The sequence below is a fragment of the Flavobacteriales bacterium genome, from assembly GCA_025210295.1.
In the GTDB taxonomy this organism is placed as follows: domain Bacteria; phylum Bacteroidota; class Bacteroidia; order Flavobacteriales_D; family Parvicellaceae; genus S010-51.
The window spans coordinates 225,177-245,093 of sequence record JAOASC010000046.1; the positions used below are offsets into that span (position 1 = coordinate 225,177).

Here is a 19,917-nt window from a genome sequence, read left to right on the forward strand (position 1 = left end):
TTAATCTATTGAGATATAATCTTTTGATTCATAAACACCTGATCGTTGTTTAGAAATTTGCATAATCACATCATTTGCTAAACTACTTGCTCCAAATCGGAACCACTCGTTAGTTAACCATTTATCTCCTAAGGTTTCTTTTACTAAAACCAGGTATTGTAAAGCTAACTTTGCATTAGAAATTCCTCCTGCTGGTTTCATCCCTACCATTTTACCTGTAGCATAATAGTGGTCTCTAATTGCTTCTAACATTACAGAGGTAAAAGGTAATGTTGCGGCTGGTTTAATTTTCCCTGTAGAAGTCTTAATAAAATCAGCTCCTGCATCAATTGCTATATCACTTGCTCTACGAATTTTATCTAATGTCCCTAATTCTCCTGTTTCTAAGATCACTTTTAGACGTGCGTCACCACAAGCTTCTTTAATCATTGCAATTTCATCAAAAACAAAATTGTAATCTCCTGAGTGAAAACGTCCACGACTAATGACCATATCTACTTCGTCAGCACCATTATCTACCGCAATTTTAGTATCTAGCAATTTGATTTCCGAGCTCGATTGTCCACTAGGAAAAGCAGTTGCTACCGAAGCGACTTTAACCCCTGAACCTTTTAATTCATTAACTGCTGTTTTTACAAAATTTGGGTATACACATACCGCAGCAGTAGTTGGCAAGTCAGGAAAATCTACGTGTAAATGCTGTGCTTTGTAACACATCTGTTTCACTTTATTCTCGGTATCAGCCCCTTCTAAAGTGGTAAGATCAATCATATTTAAAGCCATAAGAAGTCCTTTCATCTTCGTGTCTTTTTTCAGGCTCCTTTTGGTAATTCTTTCTATTCTATCATTAACACCAACTTGATCTACTCTTGGTGATAATCTATAATCTTTATTCATGTATTATTTAAGATTAAAATGTCTTCTTTCAAAGATAGTACTTTTTTTGAATTGAGGAAATGCCTAACTATTGTTCTCTTTCTTCCATAAAAACAGCTATTGCATCTTCAGCTACTTCTCTTCCGTAAGCAATAATTTTCTCTGCTTTATAAAAGTCAAACAATGTACAGACATCTTGCGAAACTTGGATTAATAAATCTGGAGGTGTTGTTTTCAACTTTAACTTTACAACCTCCTCTATCATGAGGTTTATGGATTTATCAATAATTTCAAAATAGCTTAATTGAGCTGAAATCTTTCGTGCCTTTATTTCATCAAAATAATTTCTAAACTTTTTAATTTTTTGTTGGTATTTCTCCTCATCTTTTTCCGTTTCATAAAAAGGAACATTAGCTACAACGTCTACTGCTATTAATAGATCATCTTCTTTTCTTTTTACTCGATCTAAGGGTAAGTTATTGATTGTACCTCCATCAATCAACATTGTTGAAGGTGTTTTAACAGGCGTAAAAACAGACGGTATCGATACTGAAGCTCTAACTGCATCAAAGATAGAACCTTGAGTAAACACGACTTCTCTTTTATTCATAATATCTGTGGCAACAGCCGTATAATCAATTGTTAATTCTTCGATATTGACATCTGGAATAAACTTTTTTAATTCCGAAAAAATTCGATCTCCTTTGATGAATCCTTGCGAGCCAAACGTAAAATCAACAAGCTTAAATATTTCTAACTTATCAATATGTAGCAACCATTGCTTAAACTCTTGAAGCTTACCAATTGCGTACACAGCTCCAACCAACGACCCCATTGATGTTCCTGATATTGAAGTAATATTGAATCCTTGTTCCTCCAACGCTTCTATCACCCCTATATGTGCTATTCCTCTTGCTCCTCCCCCTGATAATACTAATGCTACATCTTTTTTCATTTGAATACTTTTATTTCTTTCTAAACTTTAATTCTTTTACCTCCAATAACCAATACGCCCACAAGGCTTTAAAAAGCAAATGAAAGGGGATAAAAGGGAATAGAATACCTTTAGGTACACGTACACTCGAATAGGTTAATTCGTTTTTTTGATAAACAGCAACCCGATTACTTTTTATCCTTTTTTGGTTAATGGCTTTTAGACGTTTTCCGAAATAATGAACGGCTACATTTTCGATCATATTAAATCGAAGTGGATATTTGATTCTGTGGTTAAACACAACTGAGGGGAACACAATTTTACCAAAGTAGGCAAAGTTACCTTGCATCAACCATACTTTAAACAAATCATAAGAGTGCATAAAATGGTAAGCTGTCTTATAGATCTTTAATCTTGATGCATAAGATTGATAAAACAATTGGCTATAGCGCTCCCATTTGCGTTGCTCAAACTTTCCTGTTTCTTTTTCTTTCACTAATAGTTTTGAAAGCCAAATCGTTTGTTGCCCAATCATTTCTAACCCTGGACTAATAAAAGGATCTAAAAAAGCTCCACTTTCACCAATTAAAGCAATACCCTTGGAATAGATTCTCTCACTGACATAAGCTAAGTTTTTGATATACCGAATTTCTCCTTGTTTTGCATGTTGAGTCATTCGAACCAGTTGTGCGTCTGTGGTAATCTGCTCTTGAAAAAAGGTTTTATAATCTTCAAACTTCACCTTATTTTTATCGAAAACAACGCCAATACTTGTCGTTGTTTCATTTAATCTGATTACCCACCACCAACTGTGTTTCCTCATTAAATGAGTAGTACTGAAATCTCTCAACCCTACGGCTTTTCCATCCCAGTAATGATTTTTACAGGTATCCCATTCTGCACTTGGAGCAATATTTTGAAAATGCGCCATAATAGCTCCTGTATTTAACCCTATTGGTTTATTATTCCAATTTAATTTTTTGGCTACAAACCGCCCTCTACCTGTTGCATCCACCACCCATTTTGATTGAACATGTTTGATTTGGTCTTCCACCTGGACACTTAATTTATTCTCAAATTCTTTAAAAGAAGTGGCTACAATTTCTGCTGGTCGATAAACCGTTACCCCTTTTTGTTGGACCTCTTCTAATAGTTTTTGATCCACAACACTTCTATTAAGGTGATATCCTTTAATTGCTCCTGGCAACGTGGGGCTAGCAAACTCAGCAACATCTCCTAAATCACCACTATTGGTTTCATTAAACAAAAAACGAACTCCAGTTTTATGGACTTGTTCTGTTAATAGATGATCTATTTCTAAAGACTTCAGAAAAACAGCTGTTAGATCAACAACCGACTCTCCTACTTTTTGAGAAAACCGATCACTTTTTTCTATGATTAAGATGTTAAAGTCTTTTGTTCTTTTAAAAATCGACAAGCACAATAATGTTGCAGAAATCCCACCTCCTATTATGATTAAATCAAATTGTTTTGTTTCCTCATTCATCTTTTGATCTTGACGATTACTTTACCTCTAGCCCTTTTGGTTTCTAAATATGTTAATGCTCCTATAGCATCTTCAAAATTAAAAATTTTATCGACAACAGCCTTTATTTCTCCTGCTTCTATTAGCGTTGTAATAAACTCTAACTTTTCTTTATTGGGATAACTCCAGACGTGTTTATATGAAATCTCATTTTGTTTCATTCTAAACATTAATAGACTTCCTTTAATTAAAAATGCCCATCGAAAAATTCTAGGTACTTTCACTTTTTTTAGTGTGGCATTATCGTGGTGTCCAGCTACAGTAATAATTTTACCACCTCTTTTTACAGTCTGGATACTTTGTCTAGGATACTTCCCTCCTATGGCATCAAATACGACATCCAAGTCTTTTATCTTTTTATAAAACTTCTCTTGGGTATAATCAATCACCTCATCCGCTCCTAGACTTTGAACTAACTTCACATTTTTCCCACTTGTTGTAGCATACACATAAGCACCAAGATATTTAGCATATTGTATGGCAAATGTACCTATTCCTCCAGACCCTCCGGTAATCAAAAGCCTTGTTCCTTTTTTGATTCCTGCTACCTGAAAAGCATCGAAAACAGTACAAGCAACCAATGGCATCCCTGCCGCTTCAATAAAACTTTGATTTTTAGGCTTTAATGCCACTGCCCCCTCTTCAACGACTAACTGTTCAGAAACGGTACCTATTTGATGCCAAGGAACCTTGGCGTATATTTCATCTCCTATCTTAAAACCTTTTACATCTTTTCCTATTTCGACAACCACTCCAGACAAATCAAATCCTAAAGCAAAAGGTCTTTTAGGGCGACTAAAAATAGTCGCCATTCCATAAACGATTTTATAATCAACTGGATTCAGCCCCGCTGCATAAACATCAATCAACATTTCCTGACTTCCAACCTTGGGAAGCAAACGTTCATTTATCTCAAGGTGTTTTTTCAACTTAAGCCCATAGCTCTTTAGAAACAATGCTTTCATAAGCATCAAAATTAACAATAAATCACATTGACTGTCTTAAAACACCAATACCTTGCTTATTTTTATGGTTTTATCTCTACTCTTATCCCCTCACTATGTGAAGTAAATTCTGGAGCATACATACATTGAATTGTAGTAATTCCATTAGAGAAATTCCCTTCTTGACTAGCGATTAAGCTGTATTCAAAAACATAAGTACCCTTGCTTACATAATCCATAAAGAAATTTGTAGATGCATCTTTCGTAGATTCATAATACCCTAATCCATCTTGCCATTTATAACGTGAAATCACATTAGTTGGCTCAAATGAAGCTGCACGCATATCTTTTAAATGAACATATTCTAAGTTTCTATCGGTCTCCAGCACCACTCTTACTTTTATTTTATCTCCTATTTTTATCGGTGATTCTTTAGTAATTGGCTCTAGCACCTTACCGGCATTTGAATTTCGTTCAATATAGAGTTTCTTTGTTAACTTCAAAGGTGTTTCATGCGGCGTAATCTTATCTAAATCTTCAAAGTATTGCCAATACAAAGCTCCCCATGCCACACTGTTCTGTTTTTTGGTAACACTAACATTCCCCATTTCTGGATTTATATCTGCCCCACTCCATGATGTTTTAAAATAACCTGTACCAGCTTCTGTTTTGGAAACGGTTACTTTTTTACCACCTAACTTAATTGTTGGAACATCTGTTTCCGAAAGCATATCCGTTCCTTTTAATAAAAGTGCATAACACGCGTCAGCAGTAGCTTTAGTTGTTTTCCAATCTGTAGTTTGCTTCTGTTTCAACAACCAAACTTTCATTTCATTAACGCTATTTTGGTCGTTTGTTACTTCATCAAAAGCTTCGATCAACAATGCTTGTGTTTCGATTGGAGCTTGATACCAATAATAACCTCCTGATAAGTCTTTCCAATACATCCCCATCTCTTCGTTGTAGATTGCTCTTTCTTTTATTGAAGCCATTACTTTTTTAGCAATCGTTTCATCTCCAGAACGCTTTACTGCTAACGCAATCATTCCTTGTGTATAGAGATTAAATTCTAACCAGTACGTTTTTGCTTGACTCATAAAATAAGCATAGGCCTCTTGGTGCTGTTTCTTGATTGGTAAATCTAAATAGAAACTTCTTGCATATAGGTATTGTATGGTTGAATTAGATATTGTTTGTTTCGTTAAGTAATTGGCGTGATGCTTTTTAATGTACAAATAATCTTTTTGCATTTGATTATCTAGATAAGTCACCGCTTTTTTAGTCATAGCTTTTTGACTATTTTTTTCAACACCTAATTGATTCAAATGCCCTAGACCTGTGATAATATGCTGTGTAATATATCTATTTTCTCTCATCCCATTAAACCAAGGCCAAGCGCCATTGTGTAACTGCATTTTTTCCAATTTACGAATGGTTCTTTCTTTTTCATTTTGCATTCTATTGAGGTCAAATAATAATGCTACTCGTTTTTTACGCTCTTGCTCATCTTGAGCATTCAATACCCATGGTGTTTCTTCTAACAACAATGCTTTTAACTCTTGATTTTTTTCTAGGTTTGATAAAAAGGCTTCAGAATCATAACTAGACCATTGATCAAATACACGTTTTATTTTAGGATTGGAGTTGGCTACATGACCTGCTATAGCGTTTGCATAATAACGTGAAAAAGTTTGCTCTGCACACTCATAAGGGTACTCCATTAAATATGGCAAGGCTTGTATCGCGTACCAAGCTGGGTTTGAAGTAAACTCCAATGTAACTTTATGATTCTTTAGGGTCGCTGACCCATTACTTTGACTGATTAACTTTTCAAAAGTAAATTTCGTCTCTCCAGCCTTTTTAACGGGTAACGGTAACGATTCTGTTACTAACATTCTATTGGTTAACACTGGAACCGCCATTTCTTCTCCATCAGTATGGTTCCCTGCTTCAGCCGTTACTTTATATGTAATAGCACTATACCCCTCTGGTATTGTGATCTTCCAATTCACTACTACACTTTTTCCTTTTGCTATTGAAACTTCTTTTACTGGCTCTACATTTTTCAATTGAGTATCTATCATTTTCATCGATAAAGCATCAAACAATTCTAGCTTTACCTTTCCTTGTACAGCTCCCTCTGATAAATTAACCACTTTACTCGAAAAACTCATTTGATCACCTTCTCTAAAGAAACGTGGTGCATTTGGCACAACCATTAACTCTTTCTGAGTAATCAATTCTTTTTGAGTTGTTCCTATTTTTAAGTCCTTTGTATGTGCTAATGCTAAGAACTTCCATCTGGTTAAACTTTCAGGAATTGTAAATTTCACAATTACATCGCCATTTTTATTGGTTTCCAACTGAGGATAAAAGAAAGCAGTTTCATTAAAGTTTGTTCTTGGTTTAGCTGATGGTTTGACTTTTTTATCTTGTTCTCTTTCCTTTTTAGATTCATCTCTTGCTAATCCGCTACCTACCCTAGGAGAATTAGCGACAGCTTTAGCTGGCATCACCTCGCTTTCCTCTACGACAGAATACAGAGGCGCTGCATCAGCCATTTCTAGCTCTGCTCCCTCATTGTCAGCATCTTGAAAATTAGCCTCACTTTTTACCATCCTTTTGTATTTTCTACCACGATAACCAAAAGCATATTGATAATAGCTATATCCAAACCAATTTAATGTAGTAAAGGCTCTTGGATTAAAACTATAATAAGGGTTCCAATCATCTGAATCCAAAGAGGAATATTCTTTAGCAAAACAACTGTTTGTCCAATTTGTTGAAGCATAATAACTGTTATATATCGAAAGTCCTATTGAATTGCTTGCAAACTCATCTAATGAGGCATCATACATCGTTGCCAATAGTTCAGCAGCAACTTTATCTCCTTTTGCTCCTCTAATTTTAATCTTCCATTCTTCTTTTTGACCTGGCAACAACTTATTTCTAAATGATTCAAAAGTCAAATCTAATTTCTTATTAGTATATGGGACCGCTATGGTTTTATGATCTTGAAAAAATCGATTGTGTTTAGTTGTTGTAAACATTACACTAAAATTCCCTCGATGCTTTTCTTCAATTGGAAGCTCAATTAAACGTTGCTCATCGCTTAAAGCCATCACCTCAGAATGAACTATTTCTCCTCGATGTTCTATTTCATAGGTCACCAACAACTCCTTTTCTGAGGTTCCAATAACAAATGCTGCCTTTTCACCTGGTTCTCCTTTCAACTTTAAATCGGTTGTCCACCAAGTTGCCTTCACAGGTATTTTACTTCCTTGTTTATCGTAAACAGTGAAATACTTAACATCAATGACTTTTGTCCCAAACTCATCAGTAGTTTCAGCTTCTAACACATACCTTCCTGGCGTCAGTTTGTTCTTGATCAACTTAAGTACTCGCGAGTTTTTAGTATCGAAAGTTTGCTTCCAAACCTCACTTCCTCGTTTTAATTTTTCAATACTATTTTCTCGGTCATATTCATCAAATGGGAATAAAGAGTGATAGTCTTCTTGGGCGATTGTTTTCAAATCTGGATTAGACAACAATGCAGACCTATAAATACGATCAGGTTCGATTAATGCTGTTACCTTAACCCAACCTTGAGCTTCAACTTCTTCTCCATTTAAATTTTGTGCATTAATTTTTAACTCTTGCTCTTCGTTTTTATCAAAAGATTCGGCAATACCTATAGAAAAATCCATGGCATTATACCCTACATTTACCACAGCTGTATTGCTTTGCGTTTCTCCATTTAAATCAGTAACATCAATAATAACCTCATAAGAAAACGTAGGGCTATATTTTTCCTCAACAGTTTCATCTGCTAACGCGGTAAAATCAACTTTAAATTCTCCATTATCATCTGTCTTCAACACTCCACTTTTAATCTCAACAGTTGGACTTGTAGGATTATACCCCCATCTATACCAGCACCAATAAGGAAAACGAGCTGCCCTCACCACACGATACTTTACTGTAGCTCCATCTAAAAAGTAACCAGCAAAGGCCTTAGCATTCCCGACAACTTCAATGGTTTGATTCAATTTATAGCTCCCCTTTATTGGATCAAAATTGACTTCAAACTTCGGTCTTTTATATTCTTCTACTTGAATATATTTTCGCTGACGATTTTCATCTGAAAGACTCATTGAGCCATTCATTGCACCAGTTGGCAACTTAAATGTACCTGAAAAAGTTCCATATTCATTGGTAACGACAGCTACATCTGCTATTTTTTGACGATTGACGTCATACAACGTTATTGTCTTTTTAGCTTTAGGAATGATATAATGCTTGTCTTTGTAATGACCTATTACAATTCCCTTAAAATAAACCGTTTGCCCAGGTCTATAGATCGCTCTATCAGTAAAGAACGTCGTTTTTATACGTTCTTTTTCATCTTCTTTATACCTGCCATATTGATAAATTGAATTATCGGTGAAATACTCATCTTTTCCATTCTTGAAATAGTAATAATAGCTATTTGAATAATAATTAGTCCTATGTGGTGTTACTTTTACTTTTCCTTTTGAATCGGTCTTATATTGGCTTCTTTTCTTTAAATTCCTTTTGGATCTACCATAATCATAAGTATACTGTTGAACCAAGACATTTGGCAATACTTTTCCAGTTTCGGAGTTTACCACTAACAATTCTGTTTCATCATGCCCATTTCTTACAGATGAAAAGCTGATATCTGTGACCCAAAACGAGGCATAGGCTACCGCTTCTTTTTCTTCGATAAAATCTTTATGTGTTCCCGAAAGAATAAAGTATTTTCCATATGGCAAACCATCTGTATTTAAATGGCTGTAATGCTCTTGATAATCATTTTGATTATCTATAGCAACCTCCCAAGTTCTAACAGGAGTCAATTTATTTAAGCGATCAAGTGTCTCATAGCGATCTTTAAAATTAAAATCCCATTCTACTTTCACCAGTTTAAAGAAAACCTTATTTATATTTTTATGTTTAAAAACTAACTGTATGGGTTGATTTGGGCGTTGACTTTTCTCTATTTCAAAAGCCATTGACTTGGCTTCAATTTGTAATTTTAAAGCTCGACATTCTTTTGCACCATAACTTTCTGGAAACTTTGAAATGGTAGCATTACAAATTTCCATTGCTTTCTTTTTTTCTAATTGATGCTCACCTGTTGTTCTATTATAGCGATCTCCTTTTTCTGAATGAATCTGAGCTATTTTATACCATACTCTTGCTGTTTCGTCATTTTCTTTATATGTTTTAGTCAACTCAGTTAACGCATCAAAATACAACTTTTCTTTTTGAGGATGAGTCGTTTGATTATTGACAAACGACAAACGTTTCAATGTTGTTTCAATGATCCCCGATTCATTTCCAAGACGCGATTGATGTATTGTTAATTCTTGATAAATTTTTATTGCATAAAAAAGATTAGAAGCGTCTTTAGGCCTTACTATTTCCAGTTCTGTAAACGCTTGATTTTCCTCATAAAACACTTCATCATTTAATGTAAAAAAGTCGGCAGGTTGAGTCAAGTTAAATTGTGTATTTTCAAAAAACTCCAGTGAGCGAGAAGCTAAAAAATCATATAAAGTAGGCCTAAACTTTTCCGTTTCTTCATGATAATTTAAAATCGCTTTAAAATCTGACAAGGTAGTATGTTGCAAACTATCTTTCCCACTTAAAGAAGCTAAATATGCTTCAAACGTTTTGTTGGAGAGGGTTTTTAAATCCCAAGTTCTAATATCATCATCTTTAAAATCTTCTGAGTAACTACGCCCATTAATTTGCCACTGATTTTGTTGATAATACCTCCAATAAGTTTCTGCTGCAATGGAATGAACCAACTGTTTCAAAGGAAATTTCGCTGTTTTAGCTATTCCTTGCAATTCATTTAATGCTTTTACAAAATCATCTTCCTCAAGATAAGAATTATACTTCATTTTATAAATTAACGCCTTGATTGTTTGGGGCGTATTCTCATCTTTTTGGGCTGTCTGAAAGATCTCTTTTACAGTTCTTAACGCAGATTTATACAACCCATTATTTTCATGTTGAGCTACAGTATCCCAAAGGTTTTGGTAATCTTCTTCAAAATTAAAATTCAGTGCAGTCATTTCTTGATTATTGGTATTGGTATTTGCAGTACTCTTCTTGTTTTTACAGGAAAACCCCAAAAATAGTACACTTAAAATTACAATTATTATCGAAAAAACATGCTTTTTAAAACTCATAATACCAGTATTTAGCTAATCAAAAATAAGATTAGTTTGACGGATATACACCCAATAGTTTAAAAAGTTCAAAAAAGTTTAACATTTTCCTATATCATTTTAATATTATCCAAGACGATCATATCAAATGAAGCCTAGAATTCAAATGGTAATTCTTATCTTTGGAAGAACAAAAATCTATTTATCGTGAGACATCTCCTTCTTCTTGCTTCTTTCCTAATCATGAATTGGTATTGGAGTCAACAAATTGACTCAATAGGTATAGGCAACACTATTTTTAGTGGTATTGGCAACCCAAAAAAACTAGACTCCATCGAACAGGTGATTTACCCTAAAGTTATTGACGATTATTTATTGGAGGAAACCTATTATTACACTTTGTCTAAAGCTCGTTTTCTTTCAGGACAATTGACAGAAGCCTTTTCACATGCAGAAAAGGGTATTGCTCTTAATCAACGAAAAAACAAAACCTTTCGATCTGCAAAATTCTACAATATTCAAGCTTCTGTTTATGCCTATCAAAAAGATTATAAAAAGGCCATTCAGACCTTTAAAACATCTTTGGAAATTCTAGAGAATACTAAAAACTATTATACTGCGGCACAAGTTCAGAACAACATTGCAAACATCTTTTTTGGATTATCTGATTTTGAATCTGCATACAAATACAGTAAGGTATCGCATGATCGCTTAACAGCATTTAATGACACCATTCATTTACCTGGTGTTAAAGGAATTTTAGCTGTTACCCTTTTAAAGCTTAATCGCATTCCTGAGGGTAAAAAAAATGCCAACCAAGCGTTGAAACTCTCTAAAAAATACAACAATCCCATTGGCTTAATTGTTAGTAATTACAGTCTTGGTGAAGTATTTATCGTTGAAGAAAGCTGCGATAGTGCGATTATTTATTTTAAAGCTTCACTCCAATTAAGTGAACAGTTTCGACAAAAGCATTTTACGATGTTAAATAAAGTTGGACTACTCAAAGCATATTTGATTAACAAAAACTATAATGAGGCTGTTGAAGTAGGCGAACAAGCATTAGCCGAGACTATTGCTCTTGAGAATGAAAACACGTTATATGCTATTCATAAAAATCTTGGCTATGCTTATCATGGACTTGAAAAAGAAAAAGAAGCTTTTGAACATATTTCTGCTGCTCTTGAAACTTATGTTGAAGCATCCAGTACAGAGAACAAAAAAGCAATTAATGATATTCTAATTAAATACGACACAGAAAAGAAAGAAAAAAAACTTATTGCCGCGCGTTTAGAAAATGCCCAAAGTAAACATCAACTTTATAAACGAACCCAACTTGCCATTATTCTTGGCGTAGTAGTTATTTTACTGCTCTTCAGTTATTATTTATACAACCGCCTGCAAAAGGAAAAGATGCGACAACTCCAAAAAGAGCAGGAATCTAAAAGAATGTTAGCGGCCATTTCTGCCGAAGAAAAAGAGCGTAAGCGAATCTCCAATGAACTTCATGACGGAATGGCTTCTTCCATTACTGGAATCAAATTAAAACTTGAGGGAATGATGACAGAAAGTAAAGACAGTACTTTCTCTCCTCTTGTTAGTCAACTGCAACGTCTTCATGATGAAACACGTAGAATATCCCACAACCTTATGCCCTTGGATTTGAATAAAGAAAACTGGGCCAAACGTTTAGAAGAATATTGCGTTGAAAACTCAAGTGATCGATTTAAAATTGATTTCATTAACAATCTACCTTCAACGATTGCGCTTCCCCCAAGTCAATCAATTTTATTGTACCGCAGTATTCAAGAATTAATACACAATGCTCAAAAATATGCAGGAGTGAATAGTTGCACTGTACAACTATCTTCGGTAAAGGGTGAATTAATCATCTCTGTTGAAGATGAGGGGGTTGGTTTTATTCCAAAAGATCAAAAGGGCCAAGGCTTAAACAGCATAAGACAACGTCTCTTTGAAATTGATGCAACTATTGATATCGAGAGCAGAATAGGAAATGGAAGTTTAATCTCAATATATTTAACTTTACCGTCATGAATATTATTATTGCTGATGATCATCAATTAATTTTGGACGGCCTACTTTCGGTGTTGACGAAGCAGTTCCCCAACGCTAAATGCCATGGTGTTTTGAACAAAAATGCTTTGTTTGAATCCCTACGAAAAAAGGAATTTGACATTCTTATTCAAGACATCAAATTTGGTACTGACAATGCAAAAGACTTTTTAAATGATTTAAAACAGGAATTTCCCCATGTAAAAATTGTGTTACTCTCTACTATTTCCGACAGCGTAACGATCAAGCAATTAAGCAATAAAGTTGACGGATATGTGCTCAAATCTGAATCTCTAATTGAAATTGAAACTGCAATCAAAACTTTAGCAAAAGGGGGGAAATATTTTAGCACGATGGCTCAAAAGAAAATGAACCAACTCATCTCTGACGACACAATTATTCTTACTAAAAGAGAGCGAGAGGTACTTGAGGTTATCATGCGAGAGAAATCGATCAAACAAATTGCTGAGGAACTTTTTATTTCTGAGAAAACCGTGGAATTACATCGTAGTAATCTTTTCGTTAAACTCGATGTAAAAAACATTACGGGCTTAGTTAAAAAGGCTATTGCTTTGAACCTTTTGGACGACTAATTCCTATCAAAATTTAATTGATTTTTTCCAATTAAACGCATTACTAGGGAATTCCCTATATGCTTCACAAGACATTCTGTAGACCTTTGTTTTAAATAACAAAAAACAGAATTATGAAACAAAAAGGATTATTGGCATTGTTAGCCATCACTATGGTAACATTCTCTTGTAAAAAGAAGGGCTGTACAGATTCAGCAGCTGATAACTACAGTGAAGAAGCAAGAAAGGACGATGGAAGTTGTATCTATTCTACGCCCCCAGAAGTTACGTCACCTAAAGAGTTAGATTGTTTTACTTTTACACAATCAGGTACAACATACGAATTAGAAGATTTAGGATTGGACATTGATTATATCGTTACTTGTAAAATGCATATTTCGTGTGACCTTAAAATAAAACCTGGGGTGGCTATTGCATTTCAAACAAATGCTGGGTTGAGCGTTGGTGAAGATGGTTCATTAAGCGCCATAGCAACTGCTAGCAATCCTATTTTATTTACAGGAGTAGATGAAGCTCCAGGGGCTTGGGCTGGGATTTTTATCAATTCTGAAGATGTAAAAAACAACCTATCGGAGTGTACAATTAAATATGCTGCTGGCGACCCTTTTAATAGCAATGGTGACGAGGGTGGTATTATTCTTTATGCCGGTTCTAAAGCAACAATTGAAAACACTACTATTATGAATTGTGATGGTTATGGAATCAATGCCAACTATTCTGATGGAGACTTCACTTTCCAAAACAATACCATTTCTGGCTGTACTATGCCGATGTTCATCGCTGCTGAATACGGAGGAGCCATCAATGGAGGAACCTACACAGGAAACACTACGGATGTCATTTACATCAAGAGTTATGCAAGTGCTGGAACTATTTTAACCCCTCAAACTTGGACTAACCTTAATGTACCGTATAGAGTCAAAGGTGGTGGAGAAATTACCAGCAATACAGACTGGACTATTGCCCCTGGAACAACTATAGAGTTTGAACCTGGAATAACAGTTAAAATCAATGACGGAAAAAGTATAAAAGCTGTGGGAACAGCTACTGAACGAATTACCTTTAAAGGATCAAACTCAGGCCAAGGAACATGGAAAAGAATCAAATTTGACGGAACAAATCCATTGAATGAAATTGGTTTTGCTGACATCATTGGAGGAGGAGAGGATCCTACAAACTCAAAAGGAACCATCTACCTTTGGTACGACGCAAAGCTCAACATTCATGATGTAAACTTTACCGATAATGCAGCTTGTGGAGTTTATGGAAAGATTTCTAGCGGAACCACTGCCAACCCTAACTACACTTCATCTAATCTTAACTTTACGAATACCCCTTGCACGGAAACATTTGAAATGTAACTCGATTGTTTCATAAATCGACAGTAGCCCTCGTTAGAAATTCTTTTCTTTCGGGGGTTACTTTTTTTTACTCTATCCTGAAAGGAAATTGGTTGCAATTACCTCAATCGAATTGGGCTTATTTTCCATTTGCAAAAAAACATTTATATTAGGCATATTATTTTTTACTTAAAAGCTTTTTATGAAGCGATTTTTTCTCTTATTCTCCTATTTTCTGATCGCTCTACCTTACTGTACACAAAATGCTGTTTTAGACTCTTTAACTGCTGCAATCCGTCCCCAGGTAAACGATTCATCTCAAGCAATACTCCATAATGACATCGCACATGAATTTGTCAAGTTATCCTTATATGACGAAGCAAAATCACACTATCAAAAGGTATTGACAATCTCTCAGGCTACCAACTTTAAAAAAGGGATATGGTCGTATTGGTCTGGAATGGCTACCATACTCCTCAATGAAAATAAATTAAACGAAGCATTAGTCAGTTACTCCCAACTGGAACAGCAAATGCAGGAAGACCATGCTGACAGTTCTAGCCTTGGTGTACTATATGCGAGTATAGCAAACGTTCACGATGCACTTTCTAACTACAACAAGGCTGTTGAATACAACAACAAGGCACTAACCATTTTTAAAGACAACAACCCTCCTTATGAAGCAATTATTTTGGGAAACTTGGGGAGTATTTACTTTAAAAATGATGATTATCAAAATGCCATTAAACACCATGAGCAATCGTTAGCAATAAAGAAAGTACACTCTTCAGATCACAGCATCGGGACTGGTCTCTTGAACTACGCTCAGGTATATGATCGAACAAAGAATTACCCCAAGGCAATCGCTATTCTACAGGAGAGCATCCTTTATTTAGAACGGTGTAACGACCAAGCTGGACTGGCCTTATGCTACACCTCTCTAGGCCTTTGTTATGTAAGCCTTTCAGACAGCACTTACAATGATTCTATTCTTCTTAACAACACCAACAATGATCAACTGCTTACCCCTAAAGAGCTGCTAGCAAAAGCCTATGAATATGAAGAAAAAGCTATTTCCATCTTTGAGAAAATGGGGGAAAACTTTCAAATAGGACATGCTTACAATGGTATAGGAACTGTACTTGTTAATCAAAATAAGCCCAAAGAAGCTATAGCATACTATTTGTTATCCTATAATCAATTCAAAGATTCCAAATTAGAAACAGCTAAAGCTGCTGCTGAAGGTTTGGCCGAAGCTTATAAGGACTTAAAGCAATATCAGTTAGCCTATCAATGGCTCCAAAAGATGCATCATATTCAGGATACAATTGACCAACAAACCAATGCTATTGAGCTTGGCAGGCAACAAGCCAACATGATCTATCAACAAGAAAAAGAAATTGCTGATCTAAAACACAAACAAGAATTGTCAAGAGCTCAACTTTTATTTATTCAAGAAAAAAACCTACTTAAAACACAACGGGACAACCGTAACAAGTGGATACTAATATTAATTCTATTATTCTTGTTTACTTTTATCAGCTTTTACTTCATTCGAAAAAACCTTCGGACAAGAAACATGCTTTTAGAGACAGAGCAACAACAAACAGTACTGCTGTCAACAATCGAGGGAGAAGAACAAGAACGAGAGAGAATTGCTTTAGAGTTGCATGATGGGGTAGCCAGTGCAATAACTGGCCTACGTTTAAAAGTAACAACAGGAACGGTCGAACCTAGCGAGCTTGAACAACAGCTTACCGCAATCAACACTGAAATCAGAACTATTTCTCACCAACTGGCTCCTCCTCCAACTAAAGATTTTATTAATGTTGAATCTTTTTTTGAACGCTTAATTAGCGAAGCGTTTTCAAAACATGAAATTTCCTTAACTTGTTATCCCGAAAATGATATTTTTACTATAGAAAATCAAGCAATAACAAACCTATACCGAGTTATTCAAGAGTTATTTCAGAACATCACCAAACATGCTCAAGCTAATGCAGTTAGTATTTCTTATAGTAGAGAACAAAATGAATTGAACATTATCATTGAAGATAACGGGATTGGATTTGATAGTGCTATCACAAAAAAAGGAATTGGATTTGAGAATATTAAAAAAAGGTTGTTACCTTTAAATGGACAATTAACTATTGATACTGCCCTCGGTCGCGGAACTTGTATAATCATTCAAATCAATAACCTATGAGTAAGTTATTTATTGTTGATGATCACCAAATGATGATTGACGGCATTGTTTCTTTTTTAAAACAAGAACCTCATATTGAAATTGTGGGGGTTGCAAACAGTTATGAAGAGGCACTACGTAAAATTGTTAACGGCAATTTATCGGTAGACATTGTTCTAACCGACTTAAATCTTCAAGGGAAAACAGGTGTTGATTTAATTAGCATGTTAAAATCACATTTCTCCACAATCAAATACATTGTCTTTACCATGTATTTTGAGCGTTCACTCATTAAAGAATTAATGAGCTTAAAAGTAGAAGGTTTTGTTGAAAAAAACGCTCCTCAAGAGACTTTAAAACAAGCCATTAATGACGTTTCTAATGGAAACACTCACTACCCTAACAACCTCATGGAACGTATCAAGAACTACACTACAACTTACAATGAAAGTTCTATTAAAGATGCTTTCGCTAGTCGATACAAACTTTCCAAACGAGAGTTAGAAATTGCTTTACTGGTTATAGACGGAATGAATACAGAGCAAATTGCCCAACAACTACAATTAAGTCCAGCAACGATCTCTACACATAGAAAAAACTTAAACAACAAGACCAACACTTCTACTCCACTAGAACTCTATAAACTACTGCAATAAAAAGCATTGACTAGATCTATATTTCTGCAAAAGAATGTTAAAAGAGTCATTCTTTTATCAAAAGATAACATTTTATTGAACGTTTTTAAAAGTCTTGAGTAATACTTTTAAACCATCGAACATCAAGCGCTTCTGTTCATTAAAATTCAATCAAATGAAAAAGATAATTTATAGTTTAATTATAGGGCTAGCCCTAACCAACATTAATGCACAAGAATTAAAACGAGTTTATAGTATTGTAAAAGAGTTACAAAATGAAGAATGGTACCTTACACAAAAAGAGCTTTGGAAAAAAGAGGTGAATAAAAACAAAAAGAATGCTGTTGCTTGGGAAAACTATTACAATGCTGCTCGAGCGTTAAAGAACCTCAATTGGAAAAATGAAGAGCAACTCACCAAGTACAGTAAAGAATGTGCAACAATTGCTGAACAAGCCTATAAGGCAGCCCCAAAAAGTTACCAAGCTAATCTTATTATGTGGCGAAACTCTGGCAACAACGAAAAATATTTAAAACATTTGGAGAAAGCTTATGAAGTCAACCCCAACAATGAAGAGGTATTGGTTAATATGTTAACTCAGGCTAAGATTATGGGAGATGATAGGGCTTACTCTAAGTACTGCAAAGAATATTACCAAACCAATGATGTCCCTGCTGGTCTACTAAACTGGGGGTACAATCTTCTTTCCGAGTTAGATGACAATGCCATCGTATTTACAAGTGGAGATAATGACACTTATCCTTGTTTACTGGTTCAAGAAGCTAAGAATTTTAGAAAAGACATCACCATTCTTAACACCTATTTACTGTTTAAGGACGACTATAGAAATAATGTCATTCAAAAACTAGGATTACCTCAACTAAACATCCAACTTTCGGAGTCAAAAAACCAAGAAGAATATCAAGAAAACCAGAAAAAGATCATTGACCATTTCTTTAAGCATTATCAACACGCTGTATATGTTGTTACGACTTCCATTGAAGGGTTTAGAGCGCAATATGGTGAGCAATTACACTTAACAGGCTTAGCCTATAAATATTCAGAGACACCAATTGACAACATCTCCTTAATCATTAGAAATTACGAGAAGCGCTATTTACTGGATTACTTAAAAATAAATTTCTCTTTTAACATTGGTCAGCAGGTTGCTGAAAATGCACAAGTTATGTATTTACCAGCTTTAACCAAACTATACAAACACTATAAAAACACAGAACAACAGGAGGAATTAGAAGAGGTTAAAACACTATTATTACTAATTGGAGAACGCACCAACAGTCTAGATGATATTCATGCTATTCTCAAGGAAAACTAGTTTTTTGTGCAACTTTTTTCTAAAAATATAACCAAGTTATCTGATGAACAGTTGATGGTTCTTTACATTCAAAAAGGCCACAACAAATACATCGAAGAGATCTACAAAAGATATAGCCCAAAACTACTGGGTTATTTCTTTCGTATGTTGAATGGGGATCATCAAAAAGCGCAAGATTTATTACAAGATTTATTTTTAAAGGTTATTGAAAAGAAACAGCAATTTGATCCTTCTAAAAAACTTTATACCTGGCTCTTCACCATTGCTAGCAACTCTTTCAAATCGGACTACAGAAAGCTTTCCAATCGCAATACAACGCGTGATTTACCTATTGAAAAAACACCCTTGCAATACGACGAAAACCTTTTTGACCGGAAAGAGTTTAAAATTGCTTTGAGACAAGGGATCAATTTGTTGACATCTAAACAAAAAGCGACTTTCATTCTTAGGTATCACGTGGGGTTCTCTGTAAAAGAAATTGCGGAAATCACAGCTGTCTCTGAGGGAACAGTCAAATCTCGAATTTATTATGCGACACAGCAAGTCAGTGAATACATTAAAGAATTTTCTCCAATAAACGAACCGCATATTTTTAAACATAATTAAAGATGGAACCAAAAATTCAAACAAAAGAATGGAAACTACAGCAACTGCTAGAGCAAAAAGATTTTAGCGAGCTATCGACCGCTGAAAAAGCTTTAGTTAATGAGTTCCTTAGCCCAGAAACATATCGATTACGTCGCGAATTGCTTCTTACTATTCAAGAGGAAAAAACAACGCTTACTCCTCTCCCTCTAAACACTCCCCCAACTAATACAGGAATAGCTATCCCTTTATATCAAGCTATATTAGCGATTGCTGCGACGATCCTTGTCATGCTCTTTTTAAAACTTCCTTATACTACTATAATCAATTCAGCAGAGTCTCAACAAATCAAATATATTTCTGTAACAGACACTATTAAGGAAATAGAATACATTTATGATACTGTTTACAAAGAAATTGAAAAAACTAAAGTCGTAGAGAAAAAAGTATATATCCCTAAAACTGAAATACAGTATGTGAAAGTTTATGGAAATCACCACCTTAAGAGTAACCAAGTTCTAAATGCTCCCAACAATTATCAAAAGCCAGATTTACAATCTATTTTGGAAGAAGTAGATGGTTCTGAAAGTTTAGCAGAGGAAGCTAATCAAGAGCAATTTACACTAACAATACATAGGGACTAAAAATAATTAACTATCATTGTAAA

General features: G+C 34.7%; 13 protein-coding genes and 1 pseudogene. 9 read left to right on the forward strand and 5 right to left on the reverse strand.

What is annotated here, in order from left to right:
- From deoC to N4A35_14805, 5 genes are all read right to left on the reverse strand, one after another.
- A complete protein-coding gene (gene deoC / locus N4A35_14785) occupies positions 1-897 on the reverse strand; it encodes a deoxyribose-phosphate aldolase (GenBank protein ID MCT4582681.1) in 897 nt (298 codons plus the stop codon).
- A 67-nt stretch (positions 898-964) separates the two neighbouring features.
- Positions 965-1,831, reverse strand: a complete 867-nt coding sequence (locus N4A35_14790; protein MCT4582682.1) for a patatin-like phospholipase family protein — start codon at positions 1,829-1,831, stop codon at positions 965-967.
- Positions 1,832-1,841: 10 nt separating this feature from the next.
- Positions 1,842-3,317 carry a tryptophan 7-halogenase gene (locus N4A35_14795; protein MCT4582683.1) on the reverse strand — a complete coding sequence of 492 codons (1,476 nt, stop codon included), beginning with the start codon at positions 3,315-3,317 and terminating at the stop codon, positions 1,842-1,844.
- On the reverse strand, positions 3,314-4,321 hold the full coding sequence (locus N4A35_14800; GenBank protein MCT4582684.1) for an NADP-dependent oxidoreductase: 1,008 nt from the start codon (positions 4,319-4,321) through the stop codon (positions 3,314-3,316). The genes N4A35_14795 and N4A35_14800 overlap by 4 nt, the downstream gene beginning before the upstream one ends.
- A gap of 62 nt (positions 4,322-4,383) precedes the next feature.
- Positions 4,384-10,524, reverse strand: a complete 6,141-nt coding sequence (locus N4A35_14805) for an MG2 domain-containing protein (protein ID MCT4582685.1) — start codon at positions 10,522-10,524, stop codon at positions 4,384-4,386.
- A 222-nt stretch (positions 10,525-10,746) separates the two neighbouring features.
- On the opposite strand from N4A35_14805, the gene N4A35_14810 reads away from it, so the two are divergent.
- The 9 genes and pseudogenes from N4A35_14810 to N4A35_14850 all read left to right on the forward strand — a co-directional run bounded on the left by N4A35_14810 (position 10,747) and on the right by N4A35_14850 (position 19,894).
- Positions 10,747-12,558 (forward strand): tetratricopeptide repeat protein, encoded by a 1,812-nt coding sequence (locus tag N4A35_14810; protein MCT4582686.1) that lies wholly within the window; start codon positions 10,747-10,749, stop codon positions 12,556-12,558.
- Positions 12,555-12,881 (forward strand): annotated as a pseudogene (locus tag N4A35_14815) (response regulator). Before N4A35_14810 ends, N4A35_14815 begins: the two are co-directional and overlap by 4 nt.
- 63 nt (positions 12,882-12,944) lie before the next feature.
- On the forward strand, positions 12,945-13,169 hold the full coding sequence (locus N4A35_14820) for a helix-turn-helix transcriptional regulator (GenBank protein ID MCT4582687.1): 225 nt from the start codon (positions 12,945-12,947) through the stop codon (positions 13,167-13,169).
- A 113-nt stretch (positions 13,170-13,282) separates the two neighbouring features.
- Positions 13,283-14,530 carry a right-handed parallel beta-helix repeat-containing protein gene (locus N4A35_14825; GenBank protein ID MCT4582688.1) on the forward strand — a complete coding sequence of 416 codons (1,248 nt, stop codon included), beginning with the start codon at positions 13,283-13,285 and terminating at the stop codon, positions 14,528-14,530.
- Between the two features lie 181 nt (positions 14,531-14,711).
- Entirely contained in the window at positions 14,712-16,715 is a 2,004-nt protein-coding gene (locus N4A35_14830) for a tetratricopeptide repeat protein (protein MCT4582689.1), read from the forward strand.
- Positions 16,712-17,350, forward strand: coding sequence for a response regulator transcription factor (locus tag N4A35_14835; protein ID MCT4582690.1), 639 nt, complete (start codon positions 16,712-16,714; stop codon positions 17,348-17,350). Before N4A35_14830 ends, N4A35_14835 begins: the two co-directional genes overlap by 4 nt.
- Before the next feature lie 154 nt (positions 17,351-17,504).
- Positions 17,505-18,665, forward strand: a complete 1,161-nt coding sequence (locus N4A35_14840) for a hypothetical protein (protein ID MCT4582691.1) — start codon at positions 17,505-17,507, stop codon at positions 18,663-18,665.
- 6 nt (positions 18,666-18,671) lie between these two features.
- Positions 18,672-19,271, forward strand: a complete 600-nt coding sequence (locus tag N4A35_14845; GenBank protein MCT4582692.1) for an RNA polymerase sigma factor — start codon at positions 18,672-18,674, stop codon at positions 19,269-19,271.
- Between the two features lie 2 nt (positions 19,272-19,273).
- Positions 19,274-19,894 carry a hypothetical protein gene (locus N4A35_14850; GenBank protein MCT4582693.1) on the forward strand — a complete coding sequence of 207 codons (621 nt, stop codon included), beginning with the start codon at positions 19,274-19,276 and terminating at the stop codon, positions 19,892-19,894.
- Positions 19,895-19,917: the final 23 nt, after the last annotated feature.

Excerpts from the sequence above, each read along its gene's own strand:
- N4A35_14800 (MCT4582684.1), bottom strand. The coding sequence starts at position 4,321 with ATGAAAGCATTGTTTCTAAAGAGCTATGGGCTTAAGTTGAAAAAACAC.
- N4A35_14840 (MCT4582691.1), top strand. The coding sequence starts at position 17,505 with ATGAAAAAGATAATTTATAGTTTAATTATAGGGCTAGCCCTAACCAAC.
- N4A35_14835 (MCT4582690.1), top strand. The coding sequence starts at position 16,712 with ATGAGTAAGTTATTTATTGTTGATGATCACCAAATGATGATTGACGGC.
- deoC (MCT4582681.1), bottom strand. The coding sequence starts at position 897 with ATGAATAAAGATTATAGATTATCACCAAGAGTAGATCAAGTTGGTGTT.
- N4A35_14825 (MCT4582688.1), top strand. The coding sequence starts at position 13,283 with ATGAAACAAAAAGGATTATTGGCATTGTTAGCCATCACTATGGTAACA.
- N4A35_14790 (MCT4582682.1), bottom strand. The coding sequence starts at position 1,831 with ATGAAAAAAGATGTAGCATTAGTATTATCAGGGGGAGGAGCAAGAGGA.
- N4A35_14805 (MCT4582685.1), bottom strand. The coding sequence starts at position 10,524 with ATGAGTTTTAAAAAGCATGTTTTTTCGATAATAATTGTAATTTTAAGT.
- N4A35_14850 (MCT4582693.1), top strand. The coding sequence starts at position 19,274 with ATGGAACCAAAAATTCAAACAAAAGAATGGAAACTACAGCAACTGCTA.
- N4A35_14830 (MCT4582689.1), top strand. The coding sequence starts at position 14,712 with ATGAAGCGATTTTTTCTCTTATTCTCCTATTTTCTGATCGCTCTACCT.
- N4A35_14810 (MCT4582686.1), top strand. The coding sequence starts at position 10,747 with ATGAATTGGTATTGGAGTCAACAAATTGACTCAATAGGTATAGGCAAC.
- N4A35_14795 (MCT4582683.1), bottom strand. The coding sequence starts at position 3,317 with ATGAATGAGGAAACAAAACAATTTGATTTAATCATAATAGGAGGTGGG.
- N4A35_14820 (MCT4582687.1), top strand. The coding sequence starts at position 12,945 with ATGAACCAACTCATCTCTGACGACACAATTATTCTTACTAAAAGAGAG.